Source organism: Streptosporangium sp. NBC_01469 (assembly GCF_036227305.1).
Classification (GTDB): domain Bacteria; phylum Actinomycetota; class Actinomycetes; order Streptosporangiales; family Streptosporangiaceae; genus Streptosporangium.
The window spans coordinates 136,742-153,614 of record NZ_CP109465.1 but is presented as its reverse complement, the minus strand read 5'-3'; the positions used below and the strand labels follow the sequence as shown (position 1 = coordinate 153,614).

The 16,873-nt window shown below is 67.7% G+C and carries 15 protein-coding genes; 5 read left to right on the top strand and 10 right to left on the bottom strand.

Features of this window, described 5'->3' with window-relative positions:
• Window positions 1-108 precede the first annotated feature (108 nt).
• The 3 genes from OG587_RS00700 to OG587_RS00690 form a co-directional block, all read right to left on the bottom strand.
• A complete protein-coding gene (locus OG587_RS00700) occupies window positions 109-2,709 on the bottom strand; it encodes a penicillin acylase family protein (protein ID WP_329093684.1) in 2,601 nt (866 codons plus the stop codon).
• A gap of 155 nt (window positions 2,710-2,864) precedes the next feature.
• Window positions 2,865-3,791, bottom strand: coding sequence for an aldose 1-epimerase family protein (locus OG587_RS00695; RefSeq protein ID WP_329085822.1), 927 nt, complete (start codon window positions 3,789-3,791; stop codon window positions 2,865-2,867).
• 223 nt (window positions 3,792-4,014) lie between these two features.
• Window positions 4,015-4,188: a hypothetical protein gene (locus OG587_RS00690; RefSeq protein WP_329085820.1), complete on the bottom strand. Its 174-nt coding sequence runs from the start codon at window positions 4,186-4,188 to the stop codon at window positions 4,015-4,017.
• 110 nt (window positions 4,189-4,298) lie between these two features.
• On the opposite strand from OG587_RS00690, the gene OG587_RS00685 reads away from it, so the two are divergent.
• From OG587_RS00685 to OG587_RS00665, 5 genes are all read left to right on the top strand, one after another.
• Complete coding sequence (locus OG587_RS00685; protein ID WP_329085819.1) at window positions 4,299-5,501, top strand: helix-turn-helix domain-containing protein; 1,203 nt, start codon at window positions 4,299-4,301, stop codon at window positions 5,499-5,501.
• A gap of 100 nt (window positions 5,502-5,601) precedes the next feature.
• Window positions 5,602-6,009 (top strand): hypothetical protein, encoded by a 408-nt coding sequence (locus OG587_RS00680; protein ID WP_329085817.1) that lies wholly within the window; start codon window positions 5,602-5,604, stop codon window positions 6,007-6,009.
• The gene (locus tag OG587_RS00675; RefSeq protein WP_329085815.1) at window positions 6,006-6,203 is read left to right on the top strand and encodes a hypothetical protein; all 198 of its coding nucleotides are present in this window, start codon (window positions 6,006-6,008) and stop codon (window positions 6,201-6,203) included. Before OG587_RS00680 ends, OG587_RS00675 begins: the two co-directional genes overlap by 4 nt.
• Before the next feature lie 402 nt (window positions 6,204-6,605).
• Window positions 6,606-7,061 carry a hypothetical protein gene (locus OG587_RS00670; RefSeq protein ID WP_329085813.1) on the top strand — a complete coding sequence of 152 codons (456 nt, stop codon included), beginning with the start codon at window positions 6,606-6,608 and terminating at the stop codon, window positions 7,059-7,061.
• A gap of 186 nt (window positions 7,062-7,247) precedes the next feature.
• Window positions 7,248-7,838 (top strand): M48 family metalloprotease, encoded by a 591-nt coding sequence (locus OG587_RS00665; RefSeq protein ID WP_329085811.1) that lies wholly within the window; start codon window positions 7,248-7,250, stop codon window positions 7,836-7,838.
• Window positions 7,839-8,365: 527 nt separating this feature from the next.
• On the opposite strand, the gene OG587_RS00660 is transcribed toward OG587_RS00665, so the two are convergent.
• The 7 genes from OG587_RS00660 to OG587_RS00630 all read right to left on the bottom strand — a co-directional run bounded on the left by OG587_RS00660 (window position 8,366) and on the right by OG587_RS00630 (window position 16,859).
• Window positions 8,366-8,977 (bottom strand): hypothetical protein, encoded by a 612-nt coding sequence (locus OG587_RS00660; RefSeq protein ID WP_329085809.1) that lies wholly within the window; start codon window positions 8,975-8,977, stop codon window positions 8,366-8,368.
• Window positions 8,974-9,525: an RNA polymerase sigma factor gene (locus tag OG587_RS00655; RefSeq protein WP_329085808.1), complete on the bottom strand. Its 552-nt coding sequence runs from the start codon at window positions 9,523-9,525 to the stop codon at window positions 8,974-8,976. The genes OG587_RS00660 and OG587_RS00655 overlap by 4 nt, the downstream gene beginning before the upstream one ends.
• A 1,036-nt stretch (window positions 9,526-10,561) precedes the next feature.
• Window positions 10,562-11,146 (bottom strand): GNAT family N-acetyltransferase, encoded by a 585-nt coding sequence (locus OG587_RS00650; protein WP_329085807.1) that lies wholly within the window; start codon window positions 11,144-11,146, stop codon window positions 10,562-10,564.
• 94 nt (window positions 11,147-11,240) lie between these two features.
• Window positions 11,241-11,717 carry a GNAT family N-acetyltransferase gene (locus tag OG587_RS00645; protein WP_329085805.1) on the bottom strand — a complete coding sequence of 159 codons (477 nt, stop codon included), beginning with the start codon at window positions 11,715-11,717 and terminating at the stop codon, window positions 11,241-11,243.
• Between the two features lie 215 nt (window positions 11,718-11,932).
• Window positions 11,933-13,090 carry a glycosyltransferase 87 family protein gene (locus OG587_RS00640; RefSeq protein ID WP_329085803.1) on the bottom strand — a complete coding sequence of 386 codons (1,158 nt, stop codon included), beginning with the start codon at window positions 13,088-13,090 and terminating at the stop codon, window positions 11,933-11,935.
• Window positions 13,091-13,416: 326 nt separating this feature from the next.
• Window positions 13,417-14,805 carry a cysteine--tRNA ligase gene (gene cysS, locus OG587_RS00635; protein WP_329085800.1) on the bottom strand — a complete coding sequence of 463 codons (1,389 nt, stop codon included), beginning with the start codon at window positions 14,803-14,805 and terminating at the stop codon, window positions 13,417-13,419.
• Window positions 14,806-15,017: 212 nt separating this feature from the next.
• Window positions 15,018-16,859 (bottom strand): sigma factor-like helix-turn-helix DNA-binding protein, encoded by a 1,842-nt coding sequence (locus OG587_RS00630; RefSeq protein ID WP_329085798.1) that lies wholly within the window; start codon window positions 16,857-16,859, stop codon window positions 15,018-15,020.
• Between the last annotated feature and the right edge of the window lie 14 nt (window positions 16,860-16,873).

Below are 16,873 nucleotides of genomic sequence, written 5' to 3'. Positions count from 1 at the left end.
TGACGACGGCTCGGGAGGCCGGCACGGGGATCCGGGCCGCGGAGGCTCGCCTCGCGGCCCGGAGGCGGCCCCGGACGGACCAACGGCCCGGAAAGGGCGCCCGCGTTCTCAGGGGCTGAGCGTCAGGGTGTGGGTGGCCGCCTTCTCGATGGAGTCCTGGCGGGCGAGCATGGGGACGGTCTCGCCGCGCGCCCACAGCGGCGCCTGGTCCCAGTAGTTGTCGTGGAACGCGTGACCGGAGGCGCCGGTCAGGTTGATCCATTGGGACTTGTCCGGGTCCGCCAGGTCCACCACCATCCGCATGGAGGGCAGCCAGCTCACCGCGTAACCGTCCTGCACGTCCCACCCGGCGGCGTTGACCGCGTCGTCGCCGCCGGCCACCGGGAACGGGCCCCGGTTGAACAGCCACTCGATCGGGCCGATTCCCGAGGTGCCGAAGGTCTGGTGGACGAGCTCCAGGGAGTGCAGGTCACCCCAGCGCCAGCTCTTGACGTCCGGGCCGAGCAGGCCGTTCAGCTCGTCGTAGGCCCTCGCCATCGCCCGCCGCAGCATGTCGTCGCGGGTCTCGGCGCGCGGGGTGGTCGTGTCGTTCCAGAATGCCTCGTCCGGTTTGTCGAGCATGACCCGGACGACCTCGAACCAGCGGTCGCCACCCTGGGGCCGGGCACCCTCGGGGAGATCGTCGTTGAAGGTCTCGATGAGCAGGTGCCGCCAGACGGCGTTGAAGTACATCGAGGGCCCCGACTCCGCGCCCTGCGCGTGGTCCCAGCCGCGCAGCAGCTCGCGGGCGTCCTTGGCGGGCCCGGCCATCTCGACGTCCAGCAGCCTGGGCACCAGGAACTCGGCGAAGCCGTTGTCGCTGTCCTGCTGCAGCGCGCTCATCGCCGCCGCGTCCACCTTGCCGTCGTCCTTCAGCGCCTCGCGGAGGCGCTCCAGGATGCGCTGGGAGCGGTATCCGTACGCCCAGTCCCTGGTGAGGGTGTACGGGTAGCGGCTGGGGTCGATGACCGCGTTGTTGGCGGTCACGATGTAACCGTCCGGCGGGTTGTAGAGGCTGGGCAGCTCGTTGAAGGGGATCGTCGACTGCCAGGCGTAGTCGCCGGTCCAGCCGGGCACCGGCCAGGCGCCGTCGCCACGGGTCCGCACCGGGATCCGCCCGGGGGCCTGGTAGCCGATGTTGCCCGCGGTGTCGGCGTAGACCAGGTTCTGCGCGGGCACCTCGAATTTGCTCGCCGCCGTCCTGAACTGCTGCCAGTCCTGCGCGGTGTTCAGCGCGAAGATCGCGTCAGCGGTCCCGCCGGGCTCCAGGGCCGTCCACTTGAGCGCGACCGCGTCGGCCTGCTCCTTGAGGGTCGCCTCCATGCCCGGCAGCGTGTCCTTCGCGTTCTCCATGACGTCGGAGATGATCGGCCCGTGCATGGTGTCGCGCACCTTGAGCCGTACGTCGGCGCCCCCGGCCACCTTGATCGTCTCGGTCCTGGTGGTCAGCGGCTTCCACTCGCCCATGAACAGGTACGAATCATCCTTGATCCGCTCCAGATAGAGGTCGGCGACGTCGGGACCCAGGTTGGTGAAGCCCCAGGCGATCTTGTCGTTGCGGCCGATGACCACCCCGGGCACGCCGGAGAAGGTGAACCCGGTGACGTCGAACGGGCACTCGGGGCTCTTGACGCGGCAGTGCAGCCCGGTCTGGTACCAGACCGAGGGCATGCCCGGCCCCAGGTGGGGGTCGTTGGAGAGCAGCGGTTTGCCCGACTTGGTGTGCTCGCCGCCGACCACCCAGGAGTTCGAGCCGATGCCGTTGCCGCCCGCCGGATCGCCCATCAGGCTCGGCACCGCGCGCATGGCCTCGGCCGCCCGGGTCAGCGCCCCGGTGACCGGCGCGATCGCGGACGGTTCCGTGTCGACCTTGGCCGCCCTGGTCGGCGCCCCGGTGACCGGCGACACCCCGGACGGCTCCGTGTCGACCCTCTTCGGCTCCACGTCCTGGTCGAACCCGCGCTCGCCGACCGATCCCCGGGTGACGATCGGCTGGTTGGTGTCGTACGGGTAGCCGGGCCAGAGCTGCTCCACCCGGCCGCGCGGCAGCTTGCTCGCCGCGAGCGCCCGGCCGATCTCGTCGGACATGTTGGAGCGCAGGTCCCAGGCCATCGCCTTGAGCCAGGCCAGCGAGTCGGCCGGGGTCCACGGTTCGGGCCGGTAGTCCGGGCTGGTCGCCCGCAGCAGCACGTACTCCAGGCTCCTGTCGGCGAAGCCGTCGTTCCGCCTCATCCAGGCGTTCACCCCGTCGGCGTAGGCGTTCAGGTAGCGCCGGGTCTGCTCGCCGAGCAGGGGCAGTTCCTTCTCGGCCACCTGCCGCCAGCCCATGGTCCTGATGACCCTGTCCTCGGTCAGCGTCGCCGAGCCGAACATCTCCGAGAGCCGCCCGGCGGTCACGTGGCGGCGGAAGTCCATCTCGAAGAAGCGGTCCTGGGCGTGGACGTAGCCCTGGGCGAGGAACAGGTCATCGGGGGAGTCAGCGTAGATGTGCGGGATACCCGTCTTATCGCGATATACGGTGACTTTTCCCTTCAAGTCGTCCACCTTGAGCTCGCCTTCGAGCTGCGGAAAGGACGCCCGCACGCTCCATACCCCCGCCCCGGCGAGCAGCAGCCCGAGCACCAGAAAAACGGTGAGCACCCGCGCCAGCCACGTGAACGGGCGGGGCATCCAGGCGTACGGGCGGAACCTCACAAAAACCTCCTAGGCGACACGCTCCCGCAAGTGTGGCACCACCCCCGTGGTGTCGGCGCTGGGGTCATCGTGACGATGCACGCATGAGACTTTCCGCAGCCGACCGGCCTGGTCGACGCCCACAGCGGCGGTCAGATCGGGCCGATCCCCCAGTGGTGGACGGCCCGGTCGCCGGGGGCCAGCCGGATGACGTCCTCGCCGGTGCGGAAGGCGTTCGGCGGGCAGGTCATCGGCTCCACCGCGAGCCCCTGGCGGCGGTGGCCCTCCGGCAGGGTGTCGCCGGTGTAGAGCTGGAGCCACTCGATCCCCTCGCCCGCCCACAGCTCGACCCCGGTCCCGTCCGGGGCGGCCAGCGTGACCCGCACCCGCCCGTCGGCGCCGCGCTCCAGGCCGGTGAACGCGGTGTCGAGCTCCGTCCCGCCGATCGGCCGGGCGATCCGGAAGTCGTACTCGGTGCCCTCGACGTCGTGGCGGCCGGTGGGGATCTTCCGGTCGTTCACCGCGATCCACTGGGCGGCGGGCAGTTCCAGGAGGGCGTCGTCAAGGGCACCGGGGGCACCAAGGGCGCCGAGGGACAGGTAGGGGTGGGCTCCGAAGCCGTACGGCGCGTCGGTGGCGCCGACGTTCTCCGCGGCCACCTCGATCTCCAGGCCGGCGGCGCCCAGCGCGTACCGGATGGAGAGGTCGAGGACGTGCGGGTAGCCGAGCTGGGGGAACAACCGCAGCCCCAGCCGGATCGAGGCGTCGTCGTGGGAGAGGACCCGCCAGGGGAACGACCGGGAGAAGCCGTGGATCGCGTTGCCGGTCTTGGGCTCGCTCAGCGCGAGCTGCCGGTCCTCGCCGTCGAACGTGTAGCGGCCGTCCTCGACCCTGTTCGGCCAGGGGAGCAGCGGCAGCCCCGCCCCGCCGAGCGGGGACCGGTCCTCGGGGAAGTCGACGACGAGCGGGCGGCCGTCCAGGGTGAGGCTCCTGAGACCGGCTCCGAGCTCGGTGATGACGGCCTGGAAACCGCCGGCCGCGATGGTGTGCTGGGCCCCGGTGGGCGCGATGTTTGTCACCCGGCAATTCAACACCTATTGCCTCCAACACCCCATTCACCACCGCGCCGCGCGGGCTGCCTCCGCCAAGGGAGAGCGAGGGCGGCCCGGTTCGGATCCAGGCGGAAGTCAGAAAAAAATCCCTACACGTGACGCTTAACGAAGGTCCGACCGGCCAGAAAAGACGGGAATCCCCTGACTGATCAGGGAATCGTCTTGGGAGGCGGTAGAAGACGCTGGCTGATCAGCCGTTGCGAAAAATGCCGGTACCGAATCCCGTGGAATCGTGAAGACGACGGAAACGAGGGGCCGAGATGACGTCGGACATGCCACGTGCACGCCTGCGGCGACGGCTGAAAGCGAGCGTCATCTCGATCACGTTCTCTCTGGTCGCGGTCACCGCCACGACTTGCGCCATCAGGCTGGAATGGGCTCAATGTGGCAAGCCCGGGAGCTCGGTCCGCACATGATGAAAGCCCTGCGCCGTAGCCTGAGATTGCGACATCACAGGAGAGGCGGCAGGGCCTTATGCGGGACGTTACCACGGGCCATATGATCAAGCATCAACGTGAACGCCAGGGCATGAGCACCATCGGCCTGGCAACCCAAGCCGGTTGTACGACCCGGCACATCGAGCTGATCGAGCAGGGAAAACGCACCCCCTCCCTGCCGCTGCTACGGCAAATCTCCGCTGCCCTCGGGGTGCGCACCGCCGTACTTCTCGGCGAGAGCCCCCGCGACTCGCACGAGCCCGGTCGCCCCCAGGTCGCCGACATCGAGCGGGCGATGTTCACCTACCGGACGTTGGCCGCCGACATCGAGCCCCCCGACGTCGATCAAGTGGCCGAACGCGTCGCCGCTGCCCGCGATGCCTGGTTCAGCTCGCCCAACAAGTACTCCATCCTGATGCGGGCTCTCCCCGCGCTGATCAGTGATGCCGAAGGGCTGTTGCTCAACGTCTCGGAGGGGGAGGCGCGGCGGGCAGCGTGCAAGGTGGTAGCGGACATGTACATCCTGGCGCGAGGTGTGCTCAAGCACCTCAGCCGCGTGGACCTGGCACACCTCGCCGCCGACCGCGCGATGCGGATGGCCGAGGAGAGCGAGGACGCGCTGATGATCGCGTGGGCGCACTGGAATCTCGGCCAGGGCATGCTGTCGGACGACATGCACGACATCGCTTACGACGTCGCCCGGCACGGCATGGAACGCCTCCAGCCCGCCCTCGTCGACGGCGACGACCGGCACCTCAGCGTGTTCGGCGGTCTGCATCTGCTGGCCTCGATCGCGATGACTCGCGCCGGCGACGATGACGGCGCCCGCGAGCTGCTGCGCGGGCCGGCCCACACCCTGGCGCGGCGCGTCAACGAGCAGCAACCGATGACGGGGCTGTTCTTCGGACCGATGAACGTCGCGATCCACATGGTCAGCGTGGAGTGCGAGATGCGGCAGCCAGAGGCGGCGATCCGGCTTGCCGACGAAATCGACCTCAGCCGGGTGGTATCGGTCGAGCGGCGGGTCTCGCATCTGTGCCAGGTCGCTCGTGCGTGTGAGGATCTGGGCGACGACGCGGCGAGTCTGGTTCACCTGCTGCGGATCGAACGCGAGTGCCCCGAGGAACTCGACCATAAGGGGCTCCTGCGGGACATGGTGCGTTCCTTGGCACGGCGGGCGAGACCGTCGTGGGCGCCGGAGGTTCGCTATCTGGCCGAACGGCACAAGATCGACATGTAGGGGACACGAACTCTAAGTTCGTCCGCGCCTGTTCGGTTGCGCACGGTGATGTCGTCCTACGGTTTTGGCCAGCCAGGCAACCGGACACCCGGAGCGAGCGATGACCAAAGCTCTTGAGCGCGACGACGTCATGGATCGCGTACTCGCCCACGCCCGCCGCGAGTTCCCGAACTTCCAGTTCGATCGCGTTGGCGATCAGTGGCGGGTCGTCAACGGCGCGATCGTCCTGCACGCTGAGAGTGTGGCCGCGCTGTGCGCGAGGTTGCGGGAGAAGCACTCACCGCTCCTGCTGACCGACGACCAGGCCCGCGCCCTCGCGCTTTACCTCGGCCGAGCATTCCCACCCTGGCGCATCTGGTGGACCGTCGAAAACTGGTACGCGACGAACCCGTGTCGCATCTCGGCATGCTTCTGCACCCCCACCCTGCACGCGCCTGACCCTTGCGGTCTGTGCCAGCAACTCGACGCCGTAGAGCAGGCCGGGCGGGCGAGGGCGTGGATGCTGTGACCCCTGAGGACCTGGAGCGGATGCACAGCGCGGCGCTGAAGCGCGGCGTGGACCCCGAGGAGCTGGCGCGCCAGCGCCAAGAGGCGCTCGAAGAATGTGGCAGCGTGGCCGAGATGGCGCGCTGGGCTGACTTCGACGCCCGGCTCGACCACTACTACCGGCATCTCCGCGGCGAGTTCCTCAGACGCTACTGATCTTCCGTCCCGGCTCACCATCTCCGGCGGAAGGCCTCCGTCGGGAGGCTGGAACGGAAACGGCGGCGGTCTCGGATCGGAGGGCCCGGGGCCGCCGTCATGAACTCCCCGTAGACGGCAGTGCACTGGGCCGTCTGCCCTGCGGGCCCGATCAACGTTTCCGCTGATCGGGGCCCCGCTGTGCGGCCGGAGGTACTCGAAACCCCAACCTTCTGATCCGTAGCCAGTTCGAGAACGTCCACCAGCGTCCACAGGTGTCAGAAAGCCCTGCTCAGACCCGTCTTACGCTTGATCGTCTTCTGTAGATGTCCACTCGCGTCCAGGGACGGTGTTAGCACTTCCGTTAGCAAGGTCACGCGCAGCGCAGAGGCTCTGTCGGACCCGATCGCTACTCTCCCGCCCATGGCAGTCCCCGAGATCATCCCCATCAGCTACGAGCCTGACTACCGCACCGACACCATCGGCCACTGGGAGGGCGGCCAGTTCCTCGGCTCCGTCGTCGCGGCCTTCCCCGAGGGCTACACGCACACCGACGACTGGCAGGCGCACAAACGCTGGCACGCCGTCCTGCACACCTTCGACGCCGCCGGCCACCACCTCGACTCCCGCATCGAGCACACCGGGACCGACGACAACTACAGGGCCGCCGTCGACGCGGCGCAGGAGCGGCTGAAGCAGTGGCTCAATGCCCTCCCCAGCCTTCGCTACGGCGACGTCGCCATCCGGCCCTTCCGCCACGAGGTTGACGGCGTGCTCTTCGGTCTCGTCATCGAGACCTTCGAAGGCGCCGAACACGCCGAGCTCTACCCGGACACCCTCGGCTTCTACGAACCCTGGGACGGCTCGTACGACACCTGACCACCAGATCCTTGGGCAAGGGCGGTCGCCTCGTCAGCGACGTCCCGGCCTGCTCAGGCGGTAGATACGGTCCGGTGGCATGTGATCGTGCAAGGCGGTGTTGCCGTACAAGCTGCTGTACGTCGTTCAGCGTGACCGATCGATGGCGGCGGCTCGTATGCTGATCTTTCGTCGTAGGCGGAGGCAATGGACACAGACACCGTTGATCGGCTGCACATACTGATGCGCGCTCTCACAGCGCGCGCAGATCTTGATCCCCGCCTGCCCGTCGCTGTCGGTGACCTGCATGTGGCGGCGACGATCGACGTCAAGTGGGCCTGGCCTCGCCCAACCGCGACACTCATCGTCGACCGGACCACAGCCGAACAGTGGCCACAGGATGCGCTGGCCGGCCTGGTCGCCCACCAACTCGGCTACATCGCGCTGGGACACGTTGGTCTTGAGGTGTACGTCTTGGGGGCCGCTCAGCACATCTTGCCGGTAGCGGCCGCGGTGATAGCCGTATGGGGACTGATCGAGTTCACGATGCTGCCGGTGTTGCTCCCTGTCGGCGCCGGCCTGCTGTTGGCCTACCAGGCCGTACTGTGGATCTTTCGTCGCCGGGTGTACGCGTCCGATCGGTTCGCAGTCGATCTGGTGGGCACCGCCCCAGTGCGGGCCATGCTGCATCTGCAACATGGGGGTGGAGGAGCGCGAAATGCCATCCGCCAGCATTGGGCGCCGCGGACTCATCCCACGATTGAGCAGCGTCTGCGCGCCCGGCCAGTCCGCTCATGACGACGCATCGCGAGGCAGATGATCCGCACGATTTAACCGACGAAGGCCCTGCGGGATCATCCCGCAGGGCCTTCTTGCATGTGTGCGGCCGGAGGTACTCGAAACCCCAACCTTCTGATCCGTAGATTTCCGAACGATCTCCAGGGACGTTCAGATCCGTTCACCGCGCAGGTCGCGAACAATCCGCCTGTTCGTATCAGTCCAGCTCAGTCCAGGGTTGTACGGCCCATTGGCTCCCAGAACCAGAGTGCCGACGTTTTACAGCTCGTGACCGGTCCTGCGGCGGCACAGTCTGCTACCCGCGGCCCAGCTTCGCCATACGCCTCTCATCCCAAGATCATTGCCCGCATATTGCACGACGCGCCCCAGAAGGGACGGGGCGGAGATTTCTCAGCTCAGGGGCGGTGGCGCCGTTGGCAGGAGAGAAGGTGGCGGGATCCCGCCCGATCAAGCTGATCGAACGGGACCCCTGATAGATCACCTTCGGGTGGTCTCACCTTGACGGGCGGATCCGCTCCCTACGAAGATCAATTTCCTGCGGGGGGCTGGCCGGGGCCGTCGACGTCGTTCCAGAGCGGGTCTGCGACGACGACGCATGGCTTGACCTGGCCATTGACAACATATGCGGAGAACTGCCACTTCACCTCCGGCTTCTTCGACTCAGAGGTCTGGTCCTTCTTCTCGCTGAACGCCATCACCAAGGTCTGCCCCTTCCCGACGTACCGGGGATTGATCTCCAGCCCCGTGAGAAGCAGGCGAGCAGCCTTGTCGGACGCGGAGTCCTTCCACTCCTTCGGGGAGCCGCCCCCGACGATCTCGCCCCTTTCCCCCTTGCATGACTTGCCAGGCTTGAGGTAGGTGATGTCTGCGGGCACCCCCATCCTTGTCAGATCCTGTTCCAGCTTGTCGGCGTCCCTGAACTCGTTGAGCTTGACGTTGATCGTGCCGTCGGCGTTCTTGATCACCGCGTACGCGGACTGCTCCGACCCGGTCAGCAGCGGCACCGCGATTGCCGCCGCCGCGGCCAGCCCGGCCACCGCCGCCCCCGTGAACAGGCGGCGGCCGGTGCGACGACGTCGTTCGGCGCGCGCGGTGATTTCGGCCTTCAGTTCCATCAGTATCTGCTCCTCAAAACTCATCCTGGTGTTCCTTCCATGACGAAGGGCAGTCCCTGCAACGTGCGGCGAGCGCGGTGCAACCGCACCTTGGCGGTCCCCGGCCGGATGCCAAGCACCATCGCCACCTCGGTGACCGTGAGCTGGTCGAGGACGACCAGTTCCAGTACGGCGCGCTCCCCCTCTGGCAGGTCAGCCATGGCCATGAAAACCCGCCTGGCGGGCCGCTCCGCATCGATGCGCTCTTCGAGCCTGGCGACGTCGTCGGTGTCCAAGGGCCGCCGCCCGCTCACCCGGCTCGTCAGCCGCGACTCCTTGAACACCCGGCGCCGCTCGGCCGAGAGCGTGTTGCGTGCCACGCCGTACAGCCACGCGATCTCGGTCCCCAACCCGGCCCGATAGGTGTGAGCGGAGTCAAGCACCGCCATGAACACCTCGGCCACCAGGTCGGCGACCGTGTGCGGGTCGTCGACGCGCCGAGCGAGGAAGCGGGTGACCGCATCGACGTGCCGCCGGTAGAAGGCTTCGAACGCCACGTGATCTGTGGCGATCTCCGCCTGTTTGCGACGCACCGGCGTGCTCCCTTCGTCGATTAACACCCCTGTTTGGTCAGAACCATCCAAAGGGTTACAAGGGGGCGACGACTCTCCGCTCCTCCGGCCCAACCGAAGAGGGAGCGGCACACGTTATCCCAGGTCGAAGCGCATGGTCATCGAGTGGAGAGCAGACTCACCAGTCACCGGCTACTCCGATGCCCATGGGGCGCTCACCAGTCGCCCATCAAGCGGAGACCACCCAAGCCGGGGTACATCCCCGGCTCCGAGGGCCGTGGCCGGCGAAAGGCCGTAGGTGCATGTAGAAGGGGAATCGAACCCCTGACCACCAGTTTGGAAGACTTCGGCTCGCCTGCTCTGTGACCTGCTGATGCCCAGTTCAGGAGTGATTCCGCCCTGTCCGTGAGTCCCCGTGATTCCCCCTTGTTCCCCGGCCTTACTGGCACGCGAGTGGCACGGCCTAATCTCCCTTCCAGCTGATGACGAGGAACAGACTGCGGATTAAAAGTGGATGGCGCTTCTTGCCCCTCACGATGCTCTGACCTGGCGCTTCGGGTGCTGCCGCATCCTCTTTGAAATCGGACGTTCCGCGCATGCTCCGGATCTTGGGATCCGACTCTGTTACTGGGCTTTCGGCAATCCTCGGCATCTCCACCATGCCGCCAGGATGAAATGTGACCAGCAACGCTATCTGGTGGGCCGGGCTGAGGCACGAAGTCCCGGACCGTCGATCGCCCCTGACTGGTCCTGGCTGTTGATTTACCGGTCTGCCCTGTACCACCAGTAGCCCGAGCGTCGTAGAGTGTCGCTCTGCATTAGCCGAAGCAGGGTGCGCTCCTCGACTCGTCACCCCTAACTGGTCAGTACAGACGACCCGGAGGTGAGTCATGTCAGACCTCATGCCTGGTGATCGCCGACCTGCGGAATGGTGGTTGCCCGAGATGCTGGATAAGCATGAAGTTCCAGGGCTCTATGAGATCTTGGATAATGGAGCTGGCCGCGCCACCTTGTACAAGAGTCTGAATGCTAGCGCGACACCATGCGATTCGGCGGTTCAGCTCGCGGGCAGCTCCGCTTGCGCCGGCTGGTAGGAGATCGGCGAGGGCAGGCCCAGGTCTTGAGGGAGAAGGGAGGAGATCCAGACGTCCTTGGCGGTGTCGCCGTTGACATGAGCAGCGCGCAGGGTGCCTTCCAGAGCGAAGCCGGCCTTGCGCGCCACCGCCCAGGACGCGAGATTGCCCGGCTCAGCACGCCATTCCAGACGCGGGGCCCTCAACACGCTGAAGGTCCACCGCGCCAAGGCCAGAACGGCTTCGAGCGCATATCCGCCGCCCCGATGCTCGGCCACTGTCCAATAACCCACTGCCCAGACATCGGCGTGCCGGTGGACGTTGACCGATCCCAGGAAAGTCCCGCTCGTCCGAGCCTCGACAGCGAAGTGGTACATCGTGTCGTCCCGCCACCCCGCGGGCACCAGCTCACCAAGGTAGAAGGCGGCATGCCGCCGTTCATAGGGACTCGGTATACCGGTCCATCGCTGGATCTCCGGATCCTGGCAGGCGGCAAAGACCACATCCTCATCAGCGTTGTCGAGAGGGCGCAGAAGCAGTCGCTCGGCGGCGATCACGGTGGGTTCCATACCCGATGATTGTGATCGCTTCTGTACTCCCCAGGCCACCGAATATCTCAGGGGAGATCCGCTGCACCATCTCCTGATCATTCTGTTAGGAGTTCTAAAGCACCGTCTCCAGGACCGTGGACTGCACGGCGAAGCCGTTGGTCCGGTAGAAGCGGACGGCGGCCTCGTTGCTCGCGTAGGCGGTCACCCCGGCGTACCGGGCGCCGCGGTGGCGGGCCCACTGCCTGAACTCCTCCACCAGCCTGGCCCCGACCTTCCGGCCACGGTGGGACGGCTCGACGTACATGCTGCCCAGAGTCGCCACGGTGACCGGCCGCATCGCGGTGGGCCCGGACAGGGCACCGGTCAGGTGGCCGACGATCCGGCCGCCGCTCTCGGCGACCATCACCAGGCGGTCCGGGTCGCTCAGCGCGTCCACGAAGCGGGCCCGCCCGTGCTCCGCGGGCCAGTTCACGTTCAGGGCGGGGTCACGGGCCCCGGCGTCCTCGGCGAACAGCGCGGAACTGCAGGCGACGATGCCGTCCAGATCCGCGATCGTGCCGGGTCGTACGGCAACGGCGATCTCACTCATGATCAGGACGCTATCGGTCGCGACCGACATTACGAGTGATCTGCTGTTTTCGTCCCTCCCGGCCCCGGGTGCGGCCTCGGGGACCTCAGGGTCTGGCCGGCCTCGTCGCCCCGCCCGCACCCTTGGAAGCCAGGGCCCGGCGGCCACCGTTTCGCGACGACCGGCTGCCGGCTCACGCCGAGGTCTGGCCATATGACCCTGACCATCGAAGGCCGCTAGTCGTCGCCTGAACCGCGTTTTCTTTGCCGCCAATCGCTCCGGCCAAGATGAACCGCGAGCACCAGCAGTGTCGACAATCCGCTGAGTACATAACTGCCCATCAGCAACGTCAGCCACATTCCGGCGTGGGACGGATATATTAGAAGTGTCGCCAGGGTGATATATCCAGGCAGTAGAAAGATGAACCACAGGAACCCCACGCCCACCTTCTCAAGCGTGGCGTCCACGCGCTGAGCGCGATATGCCCAGAGCACCAGGAGCGGTATGCACCAGACCCAGTGGTGCGGCCAGGAAACGGGTGAGACAAGCAGCCCCACGATGGCGCAGGCGGTGATTCCGGCAAGCTCGCCCGCCTTCTTCGCGGTCCATGCGGCGACCAAAAGTCCACCCGTGCCGACCAGCGCGCACAGGGCGAGCCAGAGGGGCATGGTGGGCCAGGAGCCGGGCATGAGCAAAAGCATGCCGCGAATCGATTGATTGAAAAAAACCGTTTCCGGCGCGGTGACCACCCGTTGCGTGTCGAAAAACGTACCACCCCAGTAGTCACGTGAATCGGCCGGCAGCAGCAGAAATCCGAGGATCACCGTGCCGAGAAAACCAAGGCCGACCATCAGGGCGGCCCGGAAGCGACGCGTGATGAGGAGATAGGGGATGAATATCAGCGGGGTGAGCTTGATGCCTGCGGCAATGCCCGTTACTATGCCACGCCACTTTTCTTTGCCATGCGTCAGGTCTACAACTATCGCCAGTAGCAGAATAATACCTATTTGCCCGTTCCAGAGCGTTGTCATTACTGGGTACAAGGGAAGTATCGCGATAACGACCAACAACGTGTGAGTTGCCCGGCGACTACGGTGCCTCACCGCGGTACGGCCGACGATAATCCATATCACCACCTCAAGGGCGAGTATGGAGATCAGCACCCAGAGGGCGACGGCAACCTCCATGTCAACCAAGGCGAGAGGTGTGAACAGCATTGCCGCGAACGGCGAATAGGTGAACTGCAGCGAATATTTACCTACGCTCAGGTCGTAGATGGAAGTACGCTGCAGTACCGCCGCTCCGCCTTCCCGGTAAACCTCCAGATCGACCCAGCCCTCCGCATGGATCACGTTGAAGGCAAGGGCTGTCAGTGCGCCACCCAACGCGATCAATAATCCGCATGCTATTTGGAAAGAGCCGCCATCTCTCTTGCCCAGACGAATGCGCGGACCGGCTGACACCGAAGAGGACACGGCAACTCCCGACTTGGCTACGGTGCACGCTAGCCACGCCGGCTTGTCCAAAGCTTGTCGTGCCCTACCTGCGCCGACCGTTTGCCGGTCAGGGCTCTGGTGCGATCAGGTGGGAGCGTCTCCTTCCCGGTGGCAGGCGGGGATCATGCGTGTCGATCGTCTGTCAGCGGGTGTGCTCGGTGGTGGCCGGCACCATCGGGGTCCGCGTCAGCTGGGTGGCATGGCGGGCGTGCGTGCTCCTGCCGTCAGGACCAGGTCTGGCCCTCCGGGGTGTCGACGACCTTCACGCCGAGGGCGGCCAGCTCGTCGCGGAGGTGGTCGGAGGCGGCCCAGTCCTTGGCGTCGCGGGCCCGTGAGCGGCGCTCCAGCAGCTCGGCGGCGCCCCCGGGCAGGGGCTTCGGCCTGACCGACCTGCCGATGTCGAGGGAGAGGTCCAGGGCGAGGATCTGGTCGAGGTGCAGGAACGCCTCGAACCGGGAACCGGGGGAGATCGAGCCGTCGCGCTCCAGCTCGCGCAGGAGCCGCAGCGCCAGCGGGGTGTCGAGGTCGTCGTCGAAGGCGGCCTCGATCCGGGAGACCCGGTCGGCGGGCATCGGGCCGCTCGGCGACTCCGACCACTCGGCCACCTGGCCGCGCCAGCGCCGCAGGGTCTTGTCGGCGGCCCGGAGGGTGTCCCAGGTGAGGTTCATCTGCTGGCGGTGGCGGTGCTCCAGCAGCGCCAGCCGCACGGCCAGCGGGTCGAGGCCCGCGTCCGCCACGTCCTTGAGCAGGACCACGTTGCCGGTGGACTTCGACATCTTGCGCCCGTCGAAGAGCAGGTGCTCGCCGTGGACCCAGTGCCGCACCACCTCGTGCCCGGCGGTGGCGTCTGACTGGGCGCGCTCGTCGTCGTGGTGCGGGAAGCGCAGGTCGATCCCGCCGGTGTGCACGTCGATGTGCTCGCCGAGGAATTTCAGCGACATGGCCGAGCACTCGATGTGCCAGCCGGGGAAGCCGCGGCCCCACGGGGTCTCCCAGGTCAGCTCCTGGTTCGAGGGCTTCCACAGCGCCCAGTCGGCGTGGAACCGCTTGCGCGGGTCGACGGCCTCGATCCGGTGGCCGGGCCTCAGGTGGTCGAGCCGGTTGCCGGAGATCTCCCCGTACGTCGGGAAGGAGGCCGCGTCGAAGAAGACCGACCCGTCGGGCACCGCGTACGCGTGCCCCTTCTCGATCAGCTTGGCGATCATCTCGACCATCAGGTCGATCGTCTCGCTCGCCCGGGGCGAGTGCTCGGGCGGGCGGATGTTCAGCGCGGAGGTGTCCGCCACGAAGGCGTCCTCGTAGAACCGCGAGATCTCCAGGGCGCTCCGCCCCTCGGCCCTGGCCTGGGCCAGGATCTTGTCCTCGCCCGAGGGGTCGATCTCGGTGTCGTCCACCAGGTGCCCGACGTCGGTGATGTTGCGGCAGACCACCACCCGGACGCGCTGCCGCTCGCTGACCCGTCTGATCAGGTCCGACAGCAGGTACGAGCGGAGGTTGCCCACGTGGGCCGACCTGTAGACGGTCGGGCCGCAGGTGTACATCCGCAGGGAGCGGGTCCCCTCGGGAACGATCCGCTCGACCCGGCGATTCCGCGTGTCATACAGGCTCAGCATGTGCCGAGCCTACGCAATCGATTCCGGTTCCACAGGGTACGGGCCCACACACGCACGACCGGCCAGGCCCGGACGCGGCCGAAGGCGCCCGAGCCCGCGTGGGCGAAGCGGGGCACCCTCGGCGCGGCGCCCTCCAGCCCCCGAGCAGGCCCCGAGTCACCCCCGGGCCGGCCTTCGAGCCGGTCCACCCCCGGGCCGGCCTTCGAGGAAGGTCAGCCTTCGAGGAAGGCGAGGATCTCGCGGTCGCCCCGGTCGCGCAGGCGGGCGATCACCTCTTCGCGGGTGCAGCCGTCGGGCAGCCCGATGCGGGCGCCGATCAGGCGGATGCCCTCGGCCTCCGACGCCACCGGCGCCGTGTAGCCGATCAGGTGCAGCCCCCGGTTCAGGGCGGGCAGGGTCGGCGAGGCCGCGGGCAGGTAGCGGGTCAGCAGCTCGCCGCCGTCGGAGACCGTCAGGAAGACGTGGTCGCCCTCGGAGGCGTTGGCGGCGATCAGGACGGGACGGATGGAGCCCATGGTCGGCTGGTTGTGCCAGCTGATCACCACGTCGCCCGAGGGGGTGGCGGCGGTCAGCTGGCCGCCGGGGGCCATGCCCAGGTGCGCGGCGAAGCCGGTCGGCAGCGGGGAGCCCGAGCCGCGCAGGTGCTCGGCGTTGACGTCCACCCGGTGCCACCAGCGCCCGTCGCGGCTGCGGAAGCAGCGCCGGGTCTCCGAGACGTCCCGGCGCGGCTGGTAGTCGGCCTGCTCGGCTCCGGCCACCCTGATCCACCCGCGCTGCGTACGCTCGAAGCCGGGCCCGCCCGCGTACGCGCGGACCGAGCTCTCGCTCACGTCGTAGCGCCCGGTGAGGTTGGTGACGATCGTGTTGACCGACGCCTCGCCGTTGGACCGCTCGATCTCCCGGACGATCATCTCTCGGATGCCCAGATACTGCTCGCCGCCCCAGCGCGACAGCCCGTACTTGTTCCGGTCGACCCGCAGGAACCGGTCGTCGGCGGTGAGCTGGTTGCGGATGCCGACGAGGCTGTAGTCCTCGCCGATGCGCTCCTGGATCTCCTCGGGCGTCAGCGGGCCGCCCGCCACCGCGAGCACGGCCTCGGCCTTGTCGTTGACGCTGCGGGGCCAGGGGACCACGTGGTTCTCCAGCACCCGCAGCTGGGGCACCGCGATGAGCCAGCGCTCGGCCACGTCCTCGCGGATGCCGAGCTGGCTGGCCAGCGTCACGGCCTCGTCCAGCGGGCGCGGCCCGTCGGTGAACAGCTGCCGGGTCTTCTCCCTCAGCTCGTCCGCCCCTCCGGCGACCAGCCAGCCGTCCACCTGCTCGTAGCCGGTCAGCAGGGTCCGTACGAACCGCCAGGAGGGGATGCCCAGCGTGGTCAGGTCGGTGCGGTGCCACGGCACGGCGGCGGCCAGGTCGTCGGCGGGCACGGCGGAGCCCAACCGGCCCCGCAGCCACGACACGTGGGCGATCAGCGGCGCCGCGTCCTCCTTGGCGAGCCAGGCCTCGACGTGGTCGCGCAGGTCGCGCTCGATCTGCCGGATGCGCTCCCTGGTGACCGAGAACCGCTGGGCCAGGTCGTCGAGCGTGGCCCGCTGGGAGGCGTACAGCCGGTCCCTGGCGATGGCCCGCTGCCGCTCGTCCAGCGTGGCGAAGACCTCGTCGATCAGCTCAGGCAGCGGCCGGTCGGGCCGGGAGGGACGGACGCTGGCGACGCTCTCCTCGGTGACCGGTTCGAGCAGCCGCTCCAGCACCCCGGTGAACAGCTTGTGCACCACCTCGCGGCCGAGCCCCTCGGGCGTGCGGACGCTCGCGGCGGGGTCGGCGAACCTGAGCACGGGGAGGACGTCACCGAGCATCAGGTGACCCCAGCACGCCAGGGCGAGGTCGGTCAGGCGACCGGCGACCTCGGACGTCCCGATGGTCGAGCAGGCAGTGTCGAGCGGAAGCGCCTGCCACCACGCCTCGGGGAGGCGGGGGTCGGTCGCGATCGGCGCTACCTGGCCGGGAGAGGTCCAGCGCAAGGGTGGCGCGATGTCGCTCAGGCTGAGGTTCATTGAGGTCCAACCGG